23 protein-coding genes and 3 pseudogenes are annotated in these 24,691 nt (G+C 46.6%); 10 read left to right on the forward strand and 16 right to left on the reverse strand.

What is annotated here, in order from left to right:
* Positions 1-321: 321 nt before the first annotated feature.
* The 7 genes and pseudogenes from AC6CIF_RS20155 to AC6CIF_RS20185 all read right to left on the reverse strand — a co-directional run bounded on the left by AC6CIF_RS20155 (position 322) and on the right by AC6CIF_RS20185 (position 5,483).
* Positions 322-2,808, reverse strand: a complete 2,487-nt coding sequence (locus AC6CIF_RS20155; RefSeq protein ID WP_498201376.1) for a heavy metal translocating P-type ATPase — start codon at positions 2,806-2,808, stop codon at positions 322-324.
* A 218-nt stretch (positions 2,809-3,026) separates the two neighbouring features.
* The gene (locus AC6CIF_RS20160; protein ID WP_017691004.1) at positions 3,027-3,227 is read right to left on the reverse strand and encodes a copper ion binding protein; all 201 of its coding nucleotides are present in this window, start codon (positions 3,225-3,227) and stop codon (positions 3,027-3,029) included.
* A 59-nt stretch (positions 3,228-3,286) separates the two neighbouring features.
* On the reverse strand, positions 3,287-3,688 hold the full coding sequence (locus AC6CIF_RS20165; protein WP_283945829.1) for a metal-sensitive transcriptional regulator: 402 nt from the start codon (positions 3,686-3,688) through the stop codon (positions 3,287-3,289).
* A gap of 124 nt (positions 3,689-3,812) precedes the next feature.
* Positions 3,813-4,301 (reverse strand): GNAT family N-acetyltransferase, encoded by a 489-nt coding sequence (locus AC6CIF_RS20170; RefSeq protein WP_498201314.1) that lies wholly within the window; start codon positions 4,299-4,301, stop codon positions 3,813-3,815.
* A 123-nt stretch (positions 4,302-4,424) separates the two neighbouring features.
* Complete coding sequence (locus tag AC6CIF_RS20175) at positions 4,425-4,610, reverse strand: hypothetical protein (protein WP_036616704.1); 186 nt, start codon at positions 4,608-4,610, stop codon at positions 4,425-4,427.
* A 178-nt stretch (positions 4,611-4,788) separates the two neighbouring features.
* A pseudogene (locus AC6CIF_RS20180) lies at positions 4,789-4,905 on the reverse strand (IS30 family transposase); the annotation flags it as partial.
* A 179-nt stretch (positions 4,906-5,084) separates the two neighbouring features.
* On the reverse strand, positions 5,085-5,483 hold the full coding sequence (locus AC6CIF_RS20185) for a hypothetical protein (RefSeq protein ID WP_498201315.1): 399 nt from the start codon (positions 5,481-5,483) through the stop codon (positions 5,085-5,087).
* A gap of 836 nt (positions 5,484-6,319) precedes the next feature.
* Here AC6CIF_RS20185 and AC6CIF_RS20190 point away from each other — a divergent pair.
* Positions 6,320-7,024: a hypothetical protein gene (locus tag AC6CIF_RS20190; RefSeq protein ID WP_498201316.1), complete on the forward strand. Its 705-nt coding sequence runs from the start codon at positions 6,320-6,322 to the stop codon at positions 7,022-7,024.
* 9 nt (positions 7,025-7,033) lie between these two features.
* Entirely contained in the window at positions 7,034-7,234 is a 201-nt protein-coding gene (locus tag AC6CIF_RS20195; RefSeq protein ID WP_498201317.1) for a hypothetical protein, read from the forward strand.
* A 162-nt stretch (positions 7,235-7,396) separates the two neighbouring features.
* Here the strand turns inward: AC6CIF_RS20195 and AC6CIF_RS20200 are convergent.
* Positions 7,397-7,615 (reverse strand): annotated as a pseudogene (locus tag AC6CIF_RS20200) (transposase); the annotation flags it as partial.
* A gap of 323 nt (positions 7,616-7,938) precedes the next feature.
* On the opposite strand from AC6CIF_RS20200, the gene AC6CIF_RS20205 reads away from it, so the two are divergent.
* On the forward strand, positions 7,939-8,142 hold the full coding sequence (locus AC6CIF_RS20205) for a hypothetical protein (protein WP_498201382.1): 204 nt from the start codon (positions 7,939-7,941) through the stop codon (positions 8,140-8,142).
* Between the two features lie 123 nt (positions 8,143-8,265).
* Here the strand turns inward: AC6CIF_RS20205 and AC6CIF_RS20210 are convergent.
* A pseudogene (locus tag AC6CIF_RS20210) lies at positions 8,266-8,744 on the reverse strand (reverse transcriptase/maturase family protein); the annotation flags it as partial.
* Between the two features lie 151 nt (positions 8,745-8,895).
* Between AC6CIF_RS20210 and AC6CIF_RS20215 the strand changes: the two are divergent.
* Complete coding sequence (locus AC6CIF_RS20215) at positions 8,896-9,102, forward strand: recombinase family protein (RefSeq protein ID WP_498201377.1); 207 nt, start codon at positions 8,896-8,898, stop codon at positions 9,100-9,102.
* A 99-nt stretch (positions 9,103-9,201) separates the two neighbouring features.
* Here AC6CIF_RS20215 and AC6CIF_RS20220 read toward each other — a convergent pair whose 3' ends face one another.
* The 6 genes from AC6CIF_RS20220 to AC6CIF_RS20245 form a co-directional block, all read right to left on the reverse strand.
* Positions 9,202-9,960, reverse strand: coding sequence for a nucleoside phosphorylase (locus tag AC6CIF_RS20220; RefSeq protein WP_498201318.1), 759 nt, complete (start codon positions 9,958-9,960; stop codon positions 9,202-9,204).
* Position 9,961: 1 nt separating this feature from the next.
* Positions 9,962-10,633 carry a sulfite oxidase-like oxidoreductase gene (locus AC6CIF_RS20225; protein WP_498201319.1) on the reverse strand — a complete coding sequence of 224 codons (672 nt, stop codon included), beginning with the start codon at positions 10,631-10,633 and terminating at the stop codon, positions 9,962-9,964.
* A 49-nt stretch (positions 10,634-10,682) separates the two neighbouring features.
* Positions 10,683-11,606 carry an ABC transporter permease gene (locus AC6CIF_RS20230; protein WP_498201320.1) on the reverse strand — a complete coding sequence of 308 codons (924 nt, stop codon included), beginning with the start codon at positions 11,604-11,606 and terminating at the stop codon, positions 10,683-10,685.
* A complete protein-coding gene (locus tag AC6CIF_RS20235; protein WP_017691012.1) occupies positions 11,590-12,657 on the reverse strand; it encodes an ABC transporter permease in 1,068 nt (355 codons plus the stop codon). The genes AC6CIF_RS20230 and AC6CIF_RS20235 overlap by 17 nt, the downstream gene beginning before the upstream one ends.
* On the reverse strand, positions 12,654-14,153 hold the full coding sequence (locus tag AC6CIF_RS20240; RefSeq protein ID WP_091038131.1) for an ABC transporter ATP-binding protein: 1,500 nt from the start codon (positions 14,151-14,153) through the stop codon (positions 12,654-12,656). Before AC6CIF_RS20240 ends, AC6CIF_RS20235 begins: the two co-directional genes overlap by 4 nt.
* Positions 14,154-14,267: 114 nt before the next feature.
* On the reverse strand, positions 14,268-15,299 hold the full coding sequence (locus tag AC6CIF_RS20245; RefSeq protein WP_017691014.1) for a BMP family lipoprotein: 1,032 nt from the start codon (positions 15,297-15,299) through the stop codon (positions 14,268-14,270).
* Positions 15,300-15,575: 276 nt separating this feature from the next.
* On the opposite strand from AC6CIF_RS20245, the gene AC6CIF_RS20250 reads away from it, so the two are divergent.
* The 3 genes from AC6CIF_RS20250 (at position 15,576) to AC6CIF_RS20260 (ending at position 20,196) form a co-directional block, all read left to right on the forward strand.
* Positions 15,576-16,997, forward strand: a complete 1,422-nt coding sequence (locus AC6CIF_RS20250; protein WP_498201321.1) for a hypothetical protein — start codon at positions 15,576-15,578, stop codon at positions 16,995-16,997.
* A 244-nt stretch (positions 16,998-17,241) separates the two neighbouring features.
* Positions 17,242-17,832, forward strand: a complete 591-nt coding sequence (locus AC6CIF_RS20255) for a DUF5317 domain-containing protein (RefSeq protein ID WP_498201322.1) — start codon at positions 17,242-17,244, stop codon at positions 17,830-17,832.
* Positions 17,833-18,363: 531 nt separating this feature from the next.
* Positions 18,364-20,196 (forward strand): bifunctional diguanylate cyclase/phosphohydrolase, encoded by a 1,833-nt coding sequence (locus AC6CIF_RS20260; protein ID WP_498201323.1) that lies wholly within the window; start codon positions 18,364-18,366, stop codon positions 20,194-20,196.
* A 133-nt stretch (positions 20,197-20,329) separates the two neighbouring features.
* On the opposite strand, the gene AC6CIF_RS20265 is transcribed toward AC6CIF_RS20260, so the two are convergent.
* Positions 20,330-20,497 carry a hypothetical protein gene (locus AC6CIF_RS20265; RefSeq protein ID WP_017691019.1) on the reverse strand — a complete coding sequence of 56 codons (168 nt, stop codon included), beginning with the start codon at positions 20,495-20,497 and terminating at the stop codon, positions 20,330-20,332.
* Between the two features lie 304 nt (positions 20,498-20,801).
* Here AC6CIF_RS20265 and AC6CIF_RS20270 point away from each other — a divergent pair, with 304 nt between their 5' ends.
* The 3 genes from AC6CIF_RS20270 (at position 20,802) to AC6CIF_RS20280 (ending at position 24,256) form a co-directional block, all read left to right on the forward strand.
* Complete coding sequence (locus AC6CIF_RS20270) at positions 20,802-21,632, forward strand: sensor histidine kinase (protein ID WP_498201324.1); 831 nt, start codon at positions 20,802-20,804, stop codon at positions 21,630-21,632.
* Between the two features lies 1 nt (position 21,633).
* Positions 21,634-22,290 carry a response regulator gene (locus AC6CIF_RS20275; RefSeq protein WP_036616682.1) on the forward strand — a complete coding sequence of 219 codons (657 nt, stop codon included), beginning with the start codon at positions 21,634-21,636 and terminating at the stop codon, positions 22,288-22,290.
* A 250-nt stretch (positions 22,291-22,540) separates the two neighbouring features.
* Positions 22,541-24,256 (forward strand): copper resistance CopC/CopD family protein, encoded by a 1,716-nt coding sequence (locus AC6CIF_RS20280; RefSeq protein ID WP_498201325.1) that lies wholly within the window; start codon positions 22,541-22,543, stop codon positions 24,254-24,256.
* Positions 24,257-24,691: the final 435 nt, after the last annotated feature.

Raw genomic sequence — 24,691 nt, forward strand, 5'->3', positions numbered from 1 at the left:
ATTTGATTTAAACAGTTGTTTGAATCAAACGATCGTTTAAATTTTATGTGAATATGTCCATATTGTCAACTTATTTTTGAAAAATTCAGAAAACGCAAGCTTTATTCATGAATACAAGCGATAGATTTTCACAAATGAGCATTATGCTATCCTTTCTCCGTAGAAAAGAACATCTATACCCACGATTCAAGCCGCACTTGTCTGGCGATTCAAACTCTGTTTTCTCAACAAAAAACACGGTCCGCCGCAGCGAACCGCGCATTTATTTATCCTCACTTCATTGACAATGAGGCGTTGAATATATCTCCAAACAAAGGTCGGTCAGTCATTTCTCTTCAGCTTCATGCGTTGCAGACGCAGCGAATTCAGTACAACCGACACGGAGCTGAACGCCATCGCTGCCCCTGCCAGCCATGGCGCCAGGAAGCCAACTGCCGCAATGGGAATACCAATAACGTTGTATCCGAGTGCCCAGAACAGGTTTTGTTTGATGTTGCCCATCGTGCGTCGGCTCATCTCAATGGCATCTGCAATGCTGTTCAGATCACCACGCATCAACGTAATATCCGCCGCTTCCATCGCTACATCCGTTCCTGTTCCGATGGCCATCCCAATATCAGCAGTAGCAAGTGCCGGAGCATCATTAATTCCGTCACCTACCATCGCAACTTTCAGACCACTCTCCTGAAGTTTCTTCACTTCCGCAGCTTTACCTTCCGGCAGCACCTCAGCCAGAACTTTACCGATCCCTGTCTGATCTGCTACAGCGCGAGCTGTTCGCTCATTGTCTCCCGTGATCATGATGACATCGATCCCCATCGCTTGAAGACGACCGATGGCTTCACGAGAGGTATCCTTGATGGTATCAGCCACAGCCACAATCCCTGCCCACTGACCATCCACCGCAACCAACATCGCTGTACGTCCCTGCTCTTCCAGTCGGTTCATCTGCTGAACGGTTTCCTCAGAGACATTCACCTGTTCATCCGCAAGCAACCGCCGTGTGCCGACCAGAATTTCCTGCCCTTTTAATGAAGCTCGCACGCCGTATCCCGGTATGTTCTCGAACTTCTCTGTTGCGGTTAACTCCAGACCCTTGGAACGGATACCCGCAACAATCGCCTCTGCCAGCGGATGCTCGGAACTCTGTTCGGCCGCTCCCACTCGCTCAAGCAGATCGGATTCCGTCCAATTTGGAGCCGTGATAACATCGGTAAGGACCGGTTTACCTTGGGTTACTGTACCTGTTTTGTCGAGCACCACGGTCTGAATCTGTTGTGCGGACTCCAGATGTTCGCCGCCTTTGAACAAAATGCCATATTCAGCCGCACGTCCTGATCCAGCCATGACAGAGGTCGGCGTTGCCAGCCCCAGTGCACATGGACAAGCAATGACAAGCACGGCAATCGCTTTTTCAAGGGAACCAGCGAAGTCACCCGGACTTGCAAACAGATACCAGATCAGGAATGTCAGCGCGGCTATGCCGACAACAATTGGAACAAATATGCCTGAAATGACATCTGCAATCCGCTGGATCGGTGCTTTGGAGCCCTGAGCTTGCTCGACTACTTTAATAATCTGGGACAAAGCCGTGTCCGATCCCACTCGGGTCGCACGTAGTCGTAATACCCCGTTTTTGTTCAGCGTAGCACCTGTAACGGGATCTCCTGGCTTTTTATCCACGGGAAGGCTCTCTCCACTTAGCATGGATTCATCTACTGAGGATTGCCCTTCTTCAACGATACCATCCACCGGGATGCTGTCCCCCGGCTTCACCAGGATCAGATCACCCACCGCAACATATGCGGCAGGAACCATAACTTCCTGTCCGTCCCGGATGACACGGGCTTCACGTGGAGCCAGTTCAATCAGGCTTTTGATCGCCTGTGAAGAGCGACCTTTCGCCACAGCTTCGAACCATTTTCCAAGTAGAATTAACGTAATTAGAATTGCACTTGTCTCATAATAGAGTTCTACCGAAGGCATGGCGGCTGTGCCTGTTCCCATTGCCCCATGATCCATGGTTGTAGAAGGTAAGTACCCACTGGATAACGTCAGATAGAGACTGTAGAAAAACGCTGCGCTGGTACCCAGTGCGACGAGAACGTCCATATTCGCACTACGGTTGCGTAGTGCTTTGTACGCTCCCACATAGAATTGCCATCCAATCACGAACTGTACTGGCGTTGCCAGAATCAGCTGGAACCAAGGGTTCATGAACAGATCTGGGACATAGATTCCGGATGTGAACGAGAAATGCCCGACCATTGCCCACAGCAAAGGAATCGATAACAACGCAGATATCATCCATTTCCACTTTTTGCGTTGCAGCTCACGTTCACGAACCGATGTGGTCTCTTCTTGCGTCAATTGTAGTTCAGCACCGTAGCCCATCTGCTTGATCTTGGCGGTAATATCCGAAGGTTTTAATGTGCCTGCGGCATATTCGATATGCCCTGTCTCCAGTGCCAGATTCACGTTCGCCTGAGACACCCCTGGTAGTCGGGAAAGACCTTTTTCAATCCGCGCAGAACAGGCAGCACACGTCATACCTGTGATGTTCAGATCAACCGATTCGGACACCGTCCCGTAGCCAAGCGCCTCTACTTTATCCCGCAACGCGTTCACGTTAGTTGTCTTTGGATCATAAGATACGGTTGCCTGTTCGATGGCAAGATTCACATTGGCCTGATGTACCCCTTCCATGCGGGACAAGCCCTTCTCCACTCGTGTCGAACATGCAGCACAGGTCATCCCCGTGATGTGCAGTGTTGTCTTTAGTCCTGGTGCGTCTGCCATAGGTGGCATTGGCGTGGGTTCGGATGATCTATCCATTGGTTTATTCGTTGAGTTATCCATCATATCAGCTCCTTTCATGTCGATTCAATTTAATGTATGTTACATTCAAACATACCCCCAAGGGGTATGTAACAGACAGAAAATTAGGCTTAAACCTGACTCTTGGAAAAAGGTACTCTGACCTCTTTTTCGCCCATGAGCATGTTCGGCTTAAGCCTGTGATCCCGTTAAACTACATCGTATCCCTGATCTTCAATCGCAGCTTTGATCTGATCCACGTTCACCGTCTGCTCATCATATTCCACCGCTACTGTTCCCGCTGCCAGATCAACCTTACCACTCGCACCGGTATTCTTCACAGCTTCTTCAACTGATTTCACGCAGTGATTGCAAGACATTCCCGTAACGTTCAACGTAACATTAGACATTGTAAATTCCTCCTTGGGGTATATTAAAATGATAACTTGATTTGGTAAATAAATTCAGCTTACTTCATTAACTTCCGCATCGTAACCAGCAGTTCATCCACAACCTCATGTTCACCAGCCTGAATACGCTCAACGATACAGCTCTTCATATGGCCTTCAAGCAAAAGTTTGCCTACTGAATTAAGAGCAGACTGAGCCGCCGCGATCTGCGTCAGCACATCATCACAGTACGTATCCTTCTCGATCAATCCTTTGATCCCGCGAATCTGACCTTCCACACGGTTCAAACGAGAAACCAGGTTACTCTTCATCTCCTGCGAATGGTGACTCTTACGCACATGCTTCCCATCACTGCCCTCGGCATGACAGGATACCGCTTCTTCTTGAACTGTAGCCAAAGCTTCCGTTGAATCGGACTTGGAGGATTGCAAAGGTTCCTCGGGATGGCTCTGATGATCCATCATGAACACCCCTTTTCTTTCGTTCTTTTCTAAGAGTAACATACCCCATGGGGGTATTCAAGGGTATTCTGATATTTTATTAAAAATGGATGAATCCCTACCTAATTAAATAGGGCGATGCATCTTACAAGGTATACTCCATCCTGCTGCTGCGGACGACCAGACCCATCTGTTCATAGAAAGCCTGTGCCCCAGAGTTAAACGTCGACACGGACAACTCCATACTTTCTGCCTGAAGCTCTCTCCCTAGCTCGATGAATGCTTGTAGTAACCGTTTGCCTGTTCCTTGGCCCCGATGCTTGTTATCCACTACAAGTTCATGGATGTACAACATCTTGCGATCCACCATCAATGGGTTATCCTGAATTACACTTAACTGCGCGCTCCCGTAACCCAGAATCAAGCCCGTTTCGGAAGACTCGGCAACATACAGGTAACGCTTGTCCGTTTCCAGCAGTTCGGTGAACTCCTTTTCCTCCATTCTGGTCTCTAACGCTCTGTATAGATCGGGCCGCCCCTCGACATGCATCCGGTGCAGGTCATCCATCAACAATGACACGCCAGAGTAGTCCCTCATTTCTGCCTTTCGGATGTTAATCGTACCTGTACTCATCCCCATCACTCTTTCGTCTACTGAATTTTACATTATTATACAACCAAAAAGCAGATACCATAAGGGTACCTGCTTCGCTACATTTATTTTCATTCCATCAAGCCCGTAGGATGCTCATGTTGTTTATTTTTTCGAAGAAGTATTTCCTTCATTAAAAGCAACAGGTGATGGCTTCGCTGCCCATTCATCCGCCTGCGGTTCAATGTCTACTCCGCTCAAAATCTTCTTTTTCTCCATCAAGGAATCCCCGTCTTCATCCAGCTTGTTGCGAATTTCCGCCTCGTCCTGAGGTTGATTGTTCTGTGTCATCGTAGAATCCTCCCTTATGTGTTTATCTTCAATATGATGTTCCTTTATATAACTTACCCATTTTTTGCTTTATCATTCTCCACGAGGGACATGCGATCCCCACTGGCTTAAAATATTCACATAGCTCCTGAAATAAACGATCACTTTCTTGACTCAATCTTTTATATTCGACAGTTTGTCAAACCAAGTGCGACAGTTCCTCTGTGAAAGATTCGTGAGCGGTTCTCCAACCCAAACATTTTCGCGGTCTGTGATTAATGAGATCTAGTGACCGAGCGAGATCTTCATCCTCAACTTGTACGAGACTCGTGCCTATCTTCAATATAATTCCTCTAATACTATATTTTTTAACTCATATGCAGTACATAATCTCACCTTACTTTTGCAAAGAAAAACCTAATTATCTGTATACTTCCATTGGTGAATCGGCGTACCTTTAGTGACTTCACCTGTCACTGTGTTGATCTCTAAAGGTTATACTAAAACCTTCCATCCATTTTCGCTCTTGAAAACTTTATATGGGAGTGGTGGCAACTGTTTGTACCCTTGTCCTGCATACTTTTGATCCACATAAAGTTGAACTTCATTACTGTTGATTTGTGTACTTTCTACAATCTCATACCCAGAAGTAGGATTGGTTTTTAAATCCTTTACATATCCTTCTTCACGACTTTTCTCATCTAAATAGTTTGTATCTTTTGAATAGAACATCATTCCCTCTCCATCCTTAGCAATGTAAGCATCAAAGTACTCAGTTGCTGCCTCCATCGGAGTTTGGGCAATAACTCTTTCCGCAGTTGTAGTCGTCGCTACTATAATAGAACCAGCAACAATTCCAGCAAGTAAAAGCGGTACTAATTTTTTTCCCTTCATGGATTGAAGACTCCTTTTAATATTAAATTCCTAAATAATGGAAAATTCTCTTTAGGTCTACTAAGTATAATGTGTTCGATTATCGAAAGGCTGTAAAATTTTGAGAAATTATTCCACAAGAAGGACCTAATTACTGATGGATAAATTTCGAGTTGTTGTTACAGTACTACTGGTATTAGTTCACCGTCTTACTGAGTCTTATCTATTTCGATTTGAGACATAGCAACAAAGTACAAGACGGTATTCATAGAGTTTTGTATAATGCAGATTAAAACATATAATCCCAATAAATCGCCATTTTCAAATAAGCTTAGTTAACGCTAAGCTTATTTTTATCTGTCCTTAAAGGTATACCTTTAGAGACGGATTTTCTTACTTAGTATGTGGAATTTGTTTCTACGGTGTGTCGTCCATATAGGCAGTTATTCTAACTTTTTTAGACTATTTTACAAAATAATGAATAAAAAAGTAACTATTTTCCTTTTTGGGTGTCTATATATATGTGAGGGAAATCCTCAACACTGGTTATAAGGAGCGTGAATGTTATTGAAATTTAAGAAGACTTGGTTAATTGTGGTACGTTTGCCCTAAGCTTCAGCTTAATGGGCAACGTGTCAGGAGACCAACTCAGGGCAGGAAAAGAAATCCAAATTCAGGCCTAGCAGCATTCAGTTCTATAATACACTCCCAGGTACGAAGGACAACGAGAAAGAAAAAGCCCTCATTGAACATGCAGATGCTATCGAACTGGTATCTAAGCAATTGCATACAGATGGTATCAATCTTGAAGAGGAAATGTTATGACGAAATATTAAAAAATAGGAGGTTTTTTTATTATGTTAAAGGCGAAAAAGGTCTTTTTGCCAGTATTAATGATTTTGTCTATTTTCTGTTTAAGTTTATCTCCAAATTTGAGTGTTACAGCACAAGCGGATAACAGCCAAGATTTTGCTGTAGTTATAGGTAATGAAGCCAAGGAATTGATCGATGCAACGCTACATGGAGTAGAAGCAGGTGAAATTGAGAATATCGCCCCTGTCTCTGCTTTTGATTTGGAAAAATCGAGTGTGTACACGGTTGGTGGTGGAGTTACGGTTGTTACAGTTCCTTTGCATGGGGATTACAGCCTTCCTAGTAACGTAACAGTATTCTTCGATGAGGATAATACCGTATTGCAGACAAATGAAATGCTGGTGACCAAGAATGAGGCAGGAAACTTCCGAGTTGAGACGTATTTGAATGGATCAGTTGTTAAATCCGTGGACACTGACAGACCTTATATCACAGATGAAGAAATGCTTGCAGAAGAGCCAGTTAACTCTGGAGTGCAACCAAATAGTGTAGGCGCAGTGGCAGGTTGTCTTGGAGCAGTACTTGGAATTGGTGGTACGGCGGCTTATATTATTGCGGTCGCGTGTGGGGGTTCGTGTGGAGTACCGACACCAGTGACTGCTCCGATATGTGCTGCATGTATTGGTGCATATGCACTTCTTGGTGGTGGTGCTATCGCTGGGGCAGTAGCTTGTTTCAATTACCTGTGAGGTGATTTGATGAACAAAATTTTAGCGTTCTCGATTTTGGGAATGGGTTTAACTGGTGCCGTTTTAATCATCTCAATTGCTCTGTTGTTTAACCCCCCAATAGGAAATGTGTTGAAGATGGTTACTGCTGCTTCAACATTATCTTTTATTATATTTGCTGTCTCGGCTTTGGTATTTCGTCGGCGATTAGATGCTGAAAAAAGAGAGTAATATATTTATACTTCCTCAATTTAGGACGATGATTCCTAGTAGCAATCCTAACAATGTTTTTACTCAAGAAAAAAAGCATCTCCTTCAGGGAGGCCACTGAAAAACGATTACAGAATATGTAAGTGAGGCTGATGAGCGAATCATCAGTCTCTTTTTTTACCTCAGACCAATGAACCATTTGTACGCCAAATTAACTTTGGTTTCTTCAATGACTCTCTCATCGGAGAGGTTGTACAACTTTTGAATGAAGATCAATCGAAACAACATCTCGCGATCTTTCGCACGCCTGCCATAAAAGAGGTTATATTGCTCTTGAACAAATTCAAGAATAAATGAAAAGTCGATAAGTAACTTAACAAACAACAAACGCTCTCCTTTCATAGCGAGCTATATCATTTCATTCCCCAAAATCATTTACTCATTCGGATTCATCACCCGGAAGATCCTTTACCCCACTCTTCGCTGCTTTCTATCTTTCGTGTTCACAAAATTGGGGCCGGTGAGGTTGAAAATCTGCTGACTGAGGTCGTTAAACAATGCGTAGAAAAAGGGTTTCTGAAATCGTCGGCTATCCTCGTGGATGCAACCCATAGCTATTCTAAACATGAAGCCTCTAAACCGCTTCAAGTCCTGAAACAGCCGCCAATCGTTTACAGCGAGCGGTCAAAAAGCATAATAGCAAACTGCTAAAGCAGTTGCCCAAAATGCCTGAATTCGAGGGGGAAACCAGGGATAAGGAAAAACAGGCACTTGCTTATCTTGCTGATCTAGGCGATACCGTGGAACAACTGCTTCCCGATGCCGAAGGATCGTTGAGGTCACGTCTGGAAGAAACAAAGAAGATTGTAAGCGATGAACGATTATTAGCTTGGAAAGGGGTACAGTCGGCAATTGACCCTTTTTCTTAAGCTCTTTAATGTGCTGCCTGCACATTTCTTTTTCCACTGGTTTAAGTTCGGTCCATCTGGCTCGGTAGCTTCCTTTGGCTCTTATGAGTCTGGCCTCTCTTGTACGGTACTCTTTAAGCCTCTTCCGCGCTTTCCCCTTATCAAATGAATTTTTCAACTTCGCAACGAAGTTATCAAGTTCATTGAGATAAATATTTGATAGGACAGGGCTGATAATTCCCCCCTGTGGAGTACCACTGTATGTGTTATTATGTCCAGTTCTCAACGAATCCTGCTCTAAGGAACTTCCAGATCAGATTCATAAACGCTTCATCATCAATTCTTCGTTTAAGTAAGTTAATGAGCGTATGATGGTCAATGTTGTCGAAGAATCACATTATGTCTCCTTCAACGAACCATTTAACCCCAGTGAACGTGTTCTTTACTTGTTTGAGTGCAGTATGGCAGCTTCTGTTTTCTCTGAAACCATGAGATTTTGTTGAAAACACAGGATCATAAATACTGTTCAGTATCATTCTGATCACTTCTTGCAAGAGCTTATCTTCAAATGAGGGAACTCCCAAGGGGCGTTTTCCACCATTCTTTTTCGGAATGTATACCTTTACGGTCGGTAAAAAAATTGAGTGTTGAAAGTCTTTAAAGGTTTCGAGAAGGCGATACCTTATTTCTAAAATCCATCAATAGGTTTGGCTGTAACAAGCAGGAGATTCTAAAGAATGACAATGGTTAATCGATGCAAAAATCCATGTTGTGGTGATCGACATTCCAATTCTTGATACGCGCAAGTACCAGGAGTTGGAGGGGATCGGGCAGCTCATTATGGTTCTGGTTCTTCAGATCTTGAGCTGGTTGGCTGAAGAAGAACGTAAAGGGATCAAACAGGCGCAGGCTGAAGGGATTGCTGAAGCAAAGAAAAAAGGGAGAACTCAGGAAAGGACGCCCCCTGGGTCAAATTCGTGACCTTACGGGACGCCCTTTTTATATTGTCCACCTCAAATGGACATCATCTACTGGTTTGCTTGTAACACTAAGCAAAAATGCATACTTGCCTTAACCAACCTATGCGTGATCCTGGCGAGCAAGCGTGGCGAGTGCGCGTAGCGCTGCATTAATCTCACGCTCCACCGCTTGTCCAACCGCATCCGTATGCGGATCATACTCAGCTGCCAGGTCACTGTCCGCGAATCCATCGATCGCGACAATGGCTCCGGCGCGAGCGCCACGTAAGGTGCTGACGATGTAGAGTGCCGCAATTTCCATCTCAGCCGCAAGTGCTCCAGCCTGCTTATACTTGCGGTGTGGAATCTCTTCCACGCCTGCAAAGAACGCATCCAGCGTTACGGTGATACCAACGCCCACTTTGCCTGCAAATGTTGCAACGTCCGTGCTTTCTTGCTCACGAGCAGCTTCGATCAACGCTTGTGTCACCCCAATGTCCGCTACCGCCGGGAAACCATCCGGCACCAGTTGGCGAGTCAACCCGTCCGTACGAACAGCGGCTGTACTCACAATCACACTGCCTGCCGGATAATCAGCTGTATACGATCCCGCTGTACCTACACGAATCAGAGTTGTTACACCCGCCCGAATCAATTCCTCGAAACACACAGCTGCTCCAGGCGAACCTACACCATGACTGACCACAGCGATCTGTACCCCTTCATACAATCCAACAAATGTACGATACTCCCGACTGAACGCCAGTTCTCTCGCCTGCTCCAGTTTACGGGAAATCTTCTCCGCACGTGCCGGATCACCACAGACGATGGCATATGCCGGCATGTCTTCCGAATGAATCTGCAAAATAGGCATCAACATATCAATCAAACTCCTTCTTCGTCCACTCGTCTTCCGGAATCGGCAGATCTTCACCCGAGAAGCGTTGTTCCTTGAACGGATCGGCAAAATGGTGGAAACCATTCACTTCCCAGAAGCCGTTCCGGTCTTCTGTTATAAACTCCAGCCCACGTATCCACTTCGCACTCTTCCAGAAGTAGAGTTGTGGCACAACCATACGCAATGGAAAACCATGCTTGGGCGTTAGTGGCTCACCGTTATATTTGAATGCAAGTAATACATCATCATGCATCAATTCTTCGAGCGGTACATTTGTTTCATAATCATGATCTGCATGGATCATGACGTATTTTGCCTCTGGCTTAACCCCCAGAAGTTTCACAAAATCGGAAAAGCGTATACCTTCCCACGGCGTATCGAATTTCGACCAGCGTGTAACACAGTGGATATCACTCACCGTATTCACCTGTGGCATCGCCTGTAACTCAGCTAGAGAGAACACCTTCTCCTCTTCCACTTCGCCGAATACCTTCAAGTCCCAGGTGGACAGGTCATATTCCGGCACTTCCCCTTCATGCAGAATCGGGAATTTCTCCGTCAGCATCTGCCCTGGCGGCAGACGATCTCCATGATCGTTACCTGTTTTGGGTGCCGGAGTTTTACCTTTTTTCAAACGTTCAGCCTTGTTATGCAAGTGAGTTTCCTCCTTCTTCTTCTTCTGCCTCTAACATAGACATTCAGAATTAACGCGAGCTTCCGCCCGCTTTCAGTGCATCCTGTGCATAGGTACGGTCTTTGAAAAAGAACATCGCAACCAGCGTTACAATATACGGCAGCATCAACGTGAAATGGGTTGGCAGGGAGAATCCTTGCAGACGAATACTCAATGCTTCCATGAAGCCAAACAGCACACTGGAGCCCATAACGCCAAGCGGATTCGCTTGCCCCAGCATCGTTGCTACCAGCGCGATAAAGCCACGACCAGCAGTCATGCCTTCGGTAAACATCGTTACCTGACCAAGCGACAACTGTGCGCCAGCCAGAGCACATAACACACCGCACATCAGAACGGCACCGTACTGGATGCCACGCACCTTGATCCCGATGCTCTGTGCTGCAATCGGGTTCTCACCGACAGAGCGCAGACGGAAGCCGGATACACTTTTGAATAGATAAAATTGCAATGCAATCACGAGCAAAATGCCGAGGTAAACCAGAGGACTATGTCCCGATATTACATCGCCGACCCACGGAATGTCCTTAATCAGCGGAATATCCCACTTGGGAAGTCCCACCATGTCTTTGTCATAGTATGCACCTTTTACATCAAAAATCGCACGCAGTGCAAATGTCGTCACCCCCGCAGCCAGGAAGTTGAGCGAGATCCCGACCACGATGGCGTTGGCCTTCAGATTAATGCTTATAAAGGCAAAGAGCGCCGAGAATAACATCACAATAATAATGGAAAAGAGTACAGCCAACAGCACATTGCCAAACAGATAATTGCCGACAATCGCAGAGAACGCACCGATCAGAACCAGTCCTTCAAGACCGACGTTGAACAGACCGACACGAGAACATAAAGCCCCACCGAGCGCTGCAAGCAGGATTGGAGTCATAATCCGCAAGGTTGAGCCAAACATGGCTGCATCAAACAGTTGTTGCATTGGACTTTTTCTCCTTTCTCCGCTTCAGGAATGAATAACCGATCTGAGCTGATACAAATAACGTCAATACAGCCTGGATGACACTGCCAACTTCCAACGGCACATCCGTGTTCCGTTCCATCCCCATGGCACCTGTCTGTAACGCAGCCAGCAAAATAGCTGCCACAGCTGTACCGAGTGGATGCGAGCGGGCAAGCAGCGTTGCCATAATGCCGCTCCATGCGTAACTTGCCGATGACAATGAGCCATCAAGGAAACGGTACTGTGTACCGAGCACTTCCCCTGCACCCGCGAGTCCAGCAAGTCCACCACTAATGACCATGGACAGCATCATCATGCGAATACGACGAACACCACCGTAGGTTGCAAAGGACGGGTTGCTGCCGAGCATGCGGATCTCGTAACCAGTCACCGTTTTATGTGTGAACCAGTAGATCAGAATAGCCGCTACAATGGCAATGATGAAGCCGGCATGCAGCCCCATGCCCTGGAACAACTTCGGCAACCAGATACTCTGGTCAATCATGGGTGTCTGAGCCATTGCTGCAGATCCTGTGCGGTCCTTAAATGGATAGGAGACCATGTATCCACCAAAATAAATGGCAATATAGTTAAGTAGTAAGGTTGTAATCAACAGATTCATGCCAAACCGAGCATCCAGCCAACCTGCAAACAGGGACCAGATTCCTCCGGCAACAATACCAGCCACAATCGCAGCAATACACACGAACCAGCCTGGCCCTGGCAGATAGAGCGCCGTGAGCGCGGCACTGAGCCCGCCAAGAATCATCTGGCCTTCGGCCCCCATATTGAAAAATCCGGCACGGAATGCCAATGCTACGCCAAGCCCCGCCAAGATGATTGGTGTGGAACGAGCCAACGTATTGGTGAAGAAGTAGAAGTTGCCGAAGGCTCCTTTCCACATCTCCGCATACGTATCTACCACATTACCGCCAACGATCAGAATCGCTACAGCCCCTGCAATCAGACCGATGAATACGGCAAGCAGCGGCTGTACGAGTCCGCGAAGTGTTTCTTTTACCCGATTCATATCCGCTCTTTCCCTCCTGCCATTAACAAGCTGATCTGTTCCTCAGTCGCTTCTTCTGCTCTCAGTTCTCCGGCAATTTCGCCTTCATACATGACAATAATGCGATCAGATAATTGCAAAATCTCCGACAACTCCGATGAAATGAGCAGAATGCCAGCGCCCTCACTGCGTTTGCGCAGCAATTCGGCATGAATCGTCTCCATAGCACCGATATCCACACCACGTGTTGGTTCGGCTGCAATTAGAAACGGTGTATCCTGTGCAAATTCACGGGCAGCAATCAGCTTCTGCAAGTTTCCTCCGGACAGGAACTGTGCCTTGGTTTCCGCAGAACCTGTCTTGATACTGAACTGTTTGATCCAGCTCTCTACCATCGTTCTTGCTGCTTTGGCTTTGATAATGCCGCGTGACTGTAAGCGATGATGGTGTCCCATTAGCCCGTTCTCGCGAACGCTCGCATCCTTGGCCGCTCCCCACATGTAGCGATCTTCCGGAATATGAGCAAGTCCATGCTCCCTTATTCGCCGTACAGGCCAGTTGGTTGTATCCTGCCCGGAGAGCACAACGCGACCACTATCCGCCTTACGTAGTCCGGCAATGACCTGAATCAGTTCCGACTGGCCGTTACCCGAGATACCCGCTATACCAACGACCTCACCTTTTCGAACCTCCATATGGATCTCCTTGAGCGCCGAACGATCCTTCGCTCCGGACAGATTAACCCCTTCCACTTGAAGCACGGCTTCGGCTGGAACCGATGGCTGCTTGTCCATACGCACAAGTTCACGACCAACCATCAGACGGGACAATTCCTCCACATGTGTATCCTTCGCTTCCAACGTACCTGTCACCTGACCATCCCGAAGCACCGTGATCCGGTCTGCTACATCCATGACTTCTTGCAGCTTGTGCGTGATCAGTACAAAGGTTTTGCCCAGCTTGGCGAGAGATTTCATATTCGCCAGCAGTTCCTTCACTTCAAGCGGTGTCAGTACCGCCGAAGGTTCATCCAATATAATGATGTCTGCGCCCTGATGCAGCACCTTGAGAATTTCAACACGCTGCTGCATGCCAAGCGGGCACTCGGATACTTTTTTCCACGGGTCAACCGGCATGCCATATTGTCTGCCCAGCTCATTTACCTGAGCCGCTGCTTTTTTGCGGTCAAATGCGCCTGCCTTAGCCGGTTCACGTCCGATCACGATGTTCTCCGCCACCGTAAAGGAAGGGAACAGCATGAAATGCTGATGCACCATGCCGATGCCACTTGCCATCGCCTGAGACGGCGTGGCAAAGCTCACCTCACGTCCACGGACTTTGATTGTGCCCGACGTAGGCTGTTCCATACCATACAACATACGCATCAAGGTTGTTTTACCGGCCCCGTTCTCACCTACAAGGGCATGAATCTCTCCCTCACGCAAATTAAAACGGATGTCACGGTTAGCGGTGAAGCCGCCGTATTTCTTTGTAATGTGCTCCATCTCCAACAGCATATCTTGCGTTCGCTCCCCTCGGTCTCGGTCATTTAATAGCAGCAAAACCGGCTGCCTGATCGGGCAGCCGGCTGATCATTTCCATTACTCATTCATTGAAAAGAACAATTAAAATTATTGTTGCAATGGATCTTTGACTACAATTTTTCCGGATACGATATCATCTTTGATTGCTTTAACCTTGTCGATCACTTCTTGTCCAACAAAAGCATTCAGCGGAGATTCGCTATCACGTGTAACGTAAGTCAGGCCCACACCGTCTTCTTTCAAACCGTAGTTCACTGCACCTGCTTTGAAGTTGCCTTCTACAAAATCTTTCACGGTCTCATAAGCAACCGTATCGGTTGATTTCAATTGAGACAATACGATATGTTCCGGGTCTTCAACGGTACGGTCCGTATCCTGACCTGAAGTATAGAAGCCTTTTTCTTTTGCTGCTTCGAACACACCAAGGTCACCTACAGCGGATGCGCCAGCGATAAAGTCAGCGCCTTTGCCGAATTGTACAAGTGCCAATTCTTTTGCTTTGGCCGGGTCATTAAATCCACCTACATAGTTCACGAGGAATTCTGCGTCTGGATTCACGGATTCCAATCCAGCTTTGAAACCTTCCGTATATTTCTTGATCAATGGTACATCCATTGCTGCGATCATGCCGACTTTATCTGTTTTGGTGGACAATCCAGCAGCTGCACCAAGCAGATACGCCCCTTCATATTCACGGAAACCAACGCTACGTACGTTAGGCAGATCCACTGTTGTATCTACAATTGCAAAGGACTTGTCCGGATTTTCTGCAGCGACTTTCTTCAATGCATCTTCTGCCTGGAAAGTGGCTGTAATAATCAGATCATAATTCTCGGCAACCGCAGCACGCAGATTTTGTTCAAATGCTGCCGGATCTGTCGATTCAATCGTCTTGGTGTCTACTTTGAATTCTTCGCCTGCTTTTTTGAAACCTTCATCCATCTGTACAAAGAAAGGGTTAACCCCTATTTTTTCGGGAAGTACAAGGGCCATCCGAAGAGATTTCTCCGAATCACTGCCTTGGGCGGATTGTTCGTCTTTGGAAGCCGAATTCCCACAAGCTGCCAACAAAATAGCCAACATGATGATCGATAAGACGAACGATAAACCTCTTTTCATTTTGAAAATACCCCTTTTCAACATTCTTTTTTCTTATCCTAGCGGATACTGTCGATCCTTGTCAATAAATCTTTGAGCGTATACACTCAAATAGAATATAATTGACAATTCGCTTTCTACCAAGCATTGGAAACCGTTCTGTATCAAGCTTTTTTTCGTTGACATCCAGCGCGTCTCCGTGCTAAAGTCAATCCAATTATTCTATTCTGATAGGAATTGTCAGAATTATAACCCAAAGCTAATTATTTTCCAACCCATTTTAAGGAGGCTATTCATTTGAAAAAAATCACCCAGATCACGTTGGCGGCCCTACTCGCCGCTCCGGTAACACTCGGCAGCCTTAGCTTGCCCGCTTCCGCTTCTGCAGCATCTGCAACTCCGGCTAAACCCGCAACCTCACAAAGTGTCAAAGGACCGGTGGCTCAGGCGCCAGTTGCCTATACGGAGAGCGCAGCGGATTTTGCTCAATTCTTGCAAGCGAAATACAACATTCAATTGCCGCAACAGATTACCAAAGGTGATTTCATTCAAGCCATCGCAGCCATCACGGAAGCAACTCAAGCAAGGGACAGTGAAGCCAAAGCTCCAGTCTTTACCGATCTGTCTTCTGGTGATTCTTCATATGATGCTGCCGTATCCTTATACAATAATGGGGTTCTTTCCGGTACAGAAGTACGTGCCAAGGATCATCTGAGCACTTATGCAGCGGTCTTCATCGCGGTGAAAGCAGCCGGATTCAAGGAACTGGCTTATACATATCCTGCAGAGAAAACAGCCCAAGCGCTTGCCAAAGTTGGCATTAGCCCGAACCGTGTTCAGGGACAAGCCGCACAGGAACTGGCTGCGGCTATTGATACAGGCCTGATTCCCGAAAGCCTATACCCCGCTCTCCTTAAAGGTGGCGTAGCAAGTAAAGATTTCGCTAATACTTTGCTTGGACGCGTACTGGTCAGTCAAGGGAAATACAAACATGAGATTGGGCGTTCCGGCGATGCGGACATCTATTCCAAACTGTATGCTGCATATCGCACAGCCGATCTGATCGAGTCACCTGAGCTGAGAAAGATTGTGGATCAGGCGCTGCGAGATGATCTCGTAACAGGTTATAATCTGAAGGATAGCCGCTTTGATTCCAACTTTATCGATGAACTGACACTTACCTACGGCCACGATAATATTCAACATGCTGTACAGTTGGTTGGTTTGTTGCGTAGCGAAGGTATTGATGCTGATGTGCAATTCCAGCCGAAGACATCTGCCTTCATATATTTGAAGGAATGGGGCGAGCCGAAGGAAACACCTGATTATAAAGTGACACACATCGAGAACGGTAACTATATTGCCTCTGCGAAGGAATATGATATTCAGTTCGAGTTCAACAATGTGGCAGACAAAGTCCGCTTCAACGACATTGTGCTGAAATACGCCAAGAAGAACAGTGACAGTACATCTCCACTGATTCTCAGTTCCTGGTGGCAACCGCTGTATTATTCACCAACTGCATTGGCAAACTACCCTGTCATTTCCAATAATAAGATCGCGCTTGGCAATTACTATGCTCAGTCCTTCTCTCTGAAAGAGAATGCCAAAGCCATTCGGGAAGGTTTCCTGAAGCTGGCACCTGATGCGGACATTACGACGTATGACTTCTGGGTGGATCAGCCTTTCTTCAACTATCTGAACGGTGGATCTGAATAAAATAAATGCCGTCTCCAACCGAATTAAAGCTCGTATTTTGGCACCATAAGCAGCCGTCCTTTACCGAATTTTACAGGGGTTTCGACCCCTAGATTCGTAAAGGCGGTTTTTTGTTCAGCATTTTGCAAATTTCTTCTACAAAATCATTTTTCTCATGCAGGAATTACCAATATAAGGTCGAATCCTTTTATGTACACAAACACGCAATCATATTGCATATCTCCGCACGAACAGGAGTTACTCCATGGTATATGACGGTATTCTACTAGGCTTGATCGTTGGATTTTTTCGGGGCGGGTTGCGGCATGGGCTCAACCAGTTTGCAGCACTCAAGCTGCGAAGCGGCTGGATTTTCCCTGTATTGTTACTAATCCAGTTCTTTATTTTCTATCTCCAGGAACGATTCGAATGGGTGGCATCCATTAATGGATACCTCTTTGCTGCTGTCTACATTACAGGGCTCGCTTTCCTGTGGCTCAACAGACACCATACCGGTTTCATGCTCATCTGGATTGGGGTATTTCTCAATTTTGCCGTTATGGCTGTAAATGGTGGGCGCATGCCTGTTTCTGTGGAAGCCTCCGCTGTACTGGGTCCCTATTATGTAGACATGCTCAGGGAAGGCGGCGCCGTATCGAAGCATTTTATGATGGATGCATCTACAAATCTGCCTTTTCTCGGTGATATCATCCCACTCTCCAGCCCTTATCCACGGACTCAGGTGATCAGTATCGGTGATGTGGTCATGAACGTTGGCATATTCCTTTTTATCCAATACATGATGGTGAATCGGGACAAAAAGGCTGTGCAACCTGCTAAAATTCATCAGGCTTGAAGAAAACAGGTAGACTCCAAGGAAGGGAGGTCTTCTCCATGAAAAAATTTGAAGGTGTGAAATATTCCCGCATTGTCATCAACGCAATCATCGTGGCTTCTGTCGTTGTAGCGTTAACTTCGGGATACAAGCTGGGCGGCTAGTATCCATACCGCCAAACAAGACAAACAGGCTCCCAGCGGCCTGTTTTTTCTTTCTGGATTTTTGCCAGGCAACTTGTTATGTTATACATCTATATAGTATACCCCTATACAAGAACACCAATTATATATTGAACTGAACATTTACACGAAAACGGAGAGGACAGAAATAACCTGAAGAAGCGGAGCGTTCGCCTAAAAGCTTTCTGAAAGAAAGCTACATCGGAAGCATATGCTATCCCGGGATTTTCCCTTTTGGAAAAGAAATCAAAAAATCTGGGGATAACAGCGATCGGAAGGTTGTTCTGTCATCGAAGTGTAAGTGTTAATACCTATCAGTTCAATTTATATACACATCAAGAGTAGACTAAACTCAAGCAGGAGATTTTTTATGAACTTTATTCGTAACCTTATCCATAAGGCTGATCGAAGCAGTCTGTATGTTATTTTGCTTAGTTTTACCGGGATCGGTGTTTTTCTGTACATGAACAAGTGGTCTTATCTTCATCTAACCACGGCAGATTGGGTTATGGTCTACACCATGCTGGGTGCGGCGTTAATTCTGGATTATTTCACGTTCCAGATTCCACCCAAAGGCAATCAGCAATCCATGGATTCATCGGTATACCTTGCCTGTATATTCATGTTTGGCGGAGCTTTCAGTTTATCTGTACTGCTTCCTGTCTCCATCATCCTGTTAATCAAAGAGCGCAAGCTCACCTGGTGGAAACACATTGTCAATTTCAGCATCTACAGTCTCATGATTACTGGAGCAGCTGCCGTGTTTGAGTGGACTGGCGGGCAATCGGGGACTCTGGACGGCTATAACCTGATTCCTTACTTTGCAGCGCTCGCAGCCTACTTCATCATCAACACGATCACACTTGGCTTATTCTTTCATTTCTCAACAAAGGATGCATTACAGCAGATGAAGCGGGCATTCGTTACCGAATCCCTGCTGGTTTATTTATGTACGCTGATTCTGGCGCTTGTCCTGACGATTCTGGTTGTACACAATGGCGTACTCGGTCTGTTGTTGTATCTGAGTCTCAGCATTCTTCTGTCCCACGCATTCAGGCAGTTGTTCGTGATGTATCAGACGATTGAGGAAAAGGCCAACACGGATCAACGTACGGGTCTGTTCAACCATAGTTATTTTGAGAGTATGTTGGAAAATGAACTGACTACCGCTCGAACGCAGGGAACCCCGCTCTGTCTGGGACTTATTGATATCGATGATTTCAAAAAGTATAACGATCGGTTTGGCCACCTTCAAGGTGACAGTCTGCTGGCCCTGCTGGGGGATTTTCTGATGCGCAAGACGGAAGGCACACCTGTTACCGCCTTTCGTTATGGAGGGGAAGAGTTTACTTTGCTCATGCCAGGAATGGAACTGGACGAATCCTACAGGTTCATGAACAAGCTGCGTAAACAACTGAACGACACGCCGTTTGAAGGCGTTGAAGTGTTTCCACACGGTTGTCTCTCCTTCTCTGCTGGCGTCGCGCCCTATCAGGTGGATATGTATAACAAATCCCAGCTCGTGGATCAGGCGGATAAAGCACTGTATTATGCGAAGAAACAGGGCAAGAATAACGTGCACCGCCACGGCAGCAATGATGGCATGGAACACGAGATTGATCTTGTACAGGACGTTCGTGACATCGAGCAGCAGCTCAATCTGTTCAGATACAAAGATATGGATACGTTTAAACATTCCAAACGGGTCTACAAATATGCACTGGATATCAGTGAATTGCTTGCACTGGACAATGCGGAAAAGCGTCGTTTCGTGCTGGGAGCACTGATTCATGACATCGGCAAACTGGAGATTCCTTGGTCCATTCTGAACAAAAAGGACAAGCTCACCGCAGAAGAATGGGAAACGATCAAAGGACATGTCACCTGGGGCAAAAAAATGGTGATCACAAACGATCGCTTCGCGGATCTGATTCCGTATATTGAACTTCACCACGAGCGCTATGATGGCAAAGGCTATCCTTACGGCCTGAAGGGTAACGAGATTCCCCGGCTCTGCCGGATGCTGACCGTGATTGACTCCTTTGATGCCATGACGACAGAGCGGCCGTATCAGGAAACCAAGAACGTGGAAGAAGCGATTCGGGAGCTACGCTCATGTTCGGGTTCACAGTTCGATCCGGAGCTTGCCGAGTTGTTCATTCAATATATTGAGAAAAGAACCGCTCAGCAACAGTTGCAGTAAAATAAAAAGAGCTTCTTCTATAAGCTCTAAACAAGTCAAAGCGCTATCCCCGGTCTGATCGGAGATAGCGCCATTTTCATTTTCATGGAATGAATCGTACACCAGACAACTTCATTCTCGTGCAGATTCTACATTAAGATTTGGTATTCAGTTCATGTGAGGTCTGATGCAGCTCTTTAATCATCTGCTGCAAAAACATGTTGTCTTGGCGACTGATACCGTGCTGATTGTCTTGAACAAGCATCTGGTGAATGTTCTTTTTGAGCAATTCACTGCGACGTTCCAATACTTCTTGACTCATGTTGTTGCTTCACTCCTTAACATGTTTTGTAATGAATTCACGTTCTATATAAGTATAGAGGACCTTCTCCGATAGGGAAAACGGACTCAGCCTTCCTCAGCTGGTCACACCAACCCTCACCTAGCGTGACAACATTTCACCCCTTGTCATTCTTAGATATCCTTTTAAATACTCCCAGATCCTCCCCAGCTTTCTCCAAAGACACAGACTAGGGTCTTGGACAAGCTTGCGTTATAATGGTCCCATCCCTGTATAAATAAAGTACCTCATTAAGCTAATCCTAGATCAAAGGAGTTCTGCATTCATGTCCTATAAACAAATTAAATGGATGATTCTGCTGATCCCCACTTTCACGGTTGGCATCTGGGAATATATTCGCCATCAGTTTCTGATGCCATACCTTTCGATGGACGCTGGAAACTGGTTAACACCTGTCATCGTTTACCTCGTCAGCGTGACACTGCTCAGCCGATTGTTCCACATGCTCGAAGGTGCCAGGGCTGCTCTGGAGCAGGAACGTGCAGCGAAAGCAGCTCTGGAAGCTCGTGACCAATTAGCACGGGAACTTCACGACGGCATATCTCAGTCTCTTTTCCTGCTGTCAGTGAAGACCGATAAAGCAGGCCGTAGTCTGGCAGGGAGCGGACATGAGCATGAGATCCAAGAGATCCAAAAAACCGTGCATGAAGTCAATACATATGTAAGGCAAGCTATTGCCCAGTTGCGTTTTGTTCCCTCCTCTACGCTAACATCAGAAATTATTTCACTGCATGCGCAGGTCGAAGTTCTCGTCAAGGAAACCGTACCTGGTGCACAGATTCATTGGGAACTCAGTGGTGTAACGTTCTCTGCCAAGGAGCAAGTGGAAATGCTCGCCTGTATCCGCGAGGGTTTACTGAATGTACGCAAACATGCGCAGGCTACCCGCGTTCAGGTTCACGCGGAAGGTAACCCAATTGCCTGGTTCATTTATATTCAGGATAATGGGAATGGACTAAGTGGAGATCCTCTTCATCTGAAGGATCGGTACGGACTGCGAATTACGAAGGAGCGTGCTGCCGAGATGGGTTGGTCTTTTACCCTCGATTCAAGACCGGGGCATACACGAATGACGATAGGGAAGGAGCATGCTTAATATGGAACATGTACGTGTATTGGTTGTTGATGATCATGCGCATGCGCGTGAAGCGATCTGTAGCATTTTATCCGAGGACAGCCTGTTTGAAGTGATTGGTACAGCTTCGAATGGACAGGAAGCGCTGGAGCTCACCGGACAATGGATGCCCGACCTGATCCTGATGGACGTGCAGATGCCGGGCATGGATGGGCTGGAAGCCACCCGTCAGATCAAGCTGCGATTCCCTTATGTTATTGTTGTTATGGTCACGGTATCGGATGATGTGACCTTTCTGTTCGAAGCATTGAAACAAGGCGCTCAAGGTTATTTGCTCAAAAATCTAACGCCTTCCACCTGGCTTGAATACCTGCGCGCCATCGTCAGTGACGATGCACCGCTCAGTAAGGAACTGGCCTACCGGATTTTGCAGGAGTTTCCCGCTCCACGCAGTGAAGATGTGCAAGATAACCCGCTAACGGCGCGGGAACTTGAGATCCTGCAATGGGTATCCGCGGGATATACCAATCGGGAGATTGCCGATCAACTCGGTATTTCAGACCAGACGGTGAAGAATCATCTCAAAAACATTTTGCAGAAGCTCCAGCTTGAAAACCGGGTACAACTCACCCGCTATGCTCTAGAGAGTGGGCTTGCAGGACGTAAACTTCGCAAATAGCGCAGCTTCGTAGTGATATGTGAATGGTAGCACAAACGCATCACATACCTATATGAGATTTGTAACATGAGACGAGATGTTGTTCTGCAACATACACATTCATGCTTTTGTCACATTTATGTAGACCAAATCGTTTTTTTATAGCCCAATGTAGTCATACGCAGTCATTTTGGACAAAGTTATAATGGGTTAGATTGTGTTTAGAGGACCATGAATGACTACAAATCTATAACCTGAGGGTGATGATTTTTTGATTTTTACACGCTTTACCCTGAAGTGGGGCAAACGGCACTGGGCATTGGTCACCTGCCTGTTGCTCGTGTGCTGCCTTGTTATGCCACAGTGGGCATCTGCCCATGCTTATATTGTTAAGGCTTCGCCAGGAGAAAATGAGATCCTCGTAGCTGCTCCGGAACGGCTGACGCTGGAGTTCAACGAATCCTTGCAGACAGCCTTTTATGATATCAAAATTACAGGACCTGACGGCAATCAGGCAGACGATGGAAATGTAAAGATTGATGTGGATCGCCCTCATATTCTGGAGACTGGCCTGCAAGCTGGACTCGGGAACGGGACTTATGCCGTTAACTGGAAAGCTGTATCTGCCGATGGACACCCAATTCAAGGGGCGTATGTTTTCCATATCGGTGAACCATCCGGTTCTCCTGCCGGACTGAGTGATCTTACATCCGGTTCCGGTTCAACAGGTGGGCCGCTGAAATGGATTGTATCCCTGACAGACTGGATTCAGTATCTCGGGCTGTCTGTCATTCTGGGGACACTTGCATTCTTGCTGCTACGAATCGCACCGACATCCATGACAAGAGAACCTATGGACGTTCCGGGCAGCTACAGATTGTTATGGATCAGTTATGCTGCTGCTTCCTTTGCCGCTCTGGTCAGCCTGCCACTGAATACGTTATATGAATCTGGTGTGGCTCTGAACGAACTAAGCTGGGCACTGATCGGAAGTGCGCTCAAGCTGACATCCTTTGGTCAGATCTGGATGTTACAGATACTCATTGTAATGCTGCTGGCCGTCACGATTCTCTCCGGATATGATCGCGATCGATCCATCCGTGCTCGCATCTTTTCTTCCTATGGCTCACTTGTGCTCGTGCTTGGATGGCTATTCACTCATGCCATGACGGGACATCCGGCTGCGGCAGATCAACGGGCGCTGGCGATTGCCATGGATTTCATACATCTGATCGGTGCCGCTTTCTGGATTGGCGCACTAACCGCCATGGCGATATGTTTGCCTCCACTGGCGGAAAAGCTGCCATCGAAGGTGCGAGGAGAGGTCTACTGGGTTGCTATTCGCAGGTTTACCGCCTGGGGGATTGGCGCCGTAGCCGCTCTGGTTGCTACAGGAATATACAGCAGTCTGATTATTCTACCAGCACCTGTGCTGACTTCCTTGTTCACTACAGCCTATGGCCTTGTCCTGATTGGCAAGATCGTCCTGCTGATTGTGATGGTTCTCTTTGCATGGCGTCATGCCAGATTAGCAAGAGCAGCAACGGGGAGCAGATTATCGGGCAGCCTGAAAGCCGAGCTTGCCACCGGTGCTGTCATTCTCGCTCTTGCTGCCGTGCTGACACATCTGTCTCCGGGACAACCCGCTGCGGTCGGACCGTATCAGGAGACAAAGACTACAGAAGATGGCTCGGCGATCACACTTCAGGTGAGTCCTAATGTAACAGGAGAGAATCAGTTTGAAGTCGATGTCAAACGTGCAGACGGTAGCATCGTAAACGATCTGGAACAGATCACCCTGTCACTCACACATCTGGACATGGATATGGGGATCTATGAGATTACCATTCCAAAAAATGACACTGGTGTGTACAAGGCTGAAGATTACATCTCCATGCCTGGACGTTGGAATATCAAGGTACATCTCCTGACCAAAATGTTGGATGCACTGGATGCCGAATTTGAGATCGACACCGCCAAGCCATAGTTACACAACGTTTGTATTGAAAAGTGACCCCATCTAAAATTGTGTTTCTACACACTGCAAATGTAGTGAAGGGAACGAAATTGTTTCTGGAGAAGCGAAGCACTCGCCTTTATTCCCGGATTTCAACTTATTACTATTTAAATTGAACTATTATTTACACTGAAACGGAGAGGGCAGAAAAAACCTGAAAAAGCTAAGCGTTCGCCTTTATCACCAGATTTTCCCCTTTGAGAAAAGAGAATCAAAAAATCTGGGGATAACAGCGATTGGAAGGTTATTCTGTCATCGGAGTGTATGTGTAAACCATCTTTAGTTCAATTTATATAGTTGGATCAATAAATTCTGGGAATAACGGTGATCGTAAGAACAATTCGTAACCGAACGGCCTTTGCAGAACGTAGACACTCATTTAAGAAAATGGGCCGAATCATATAT

Source organism: Paenibacillus sp. GQ49 (assembly GCF_059759055.1).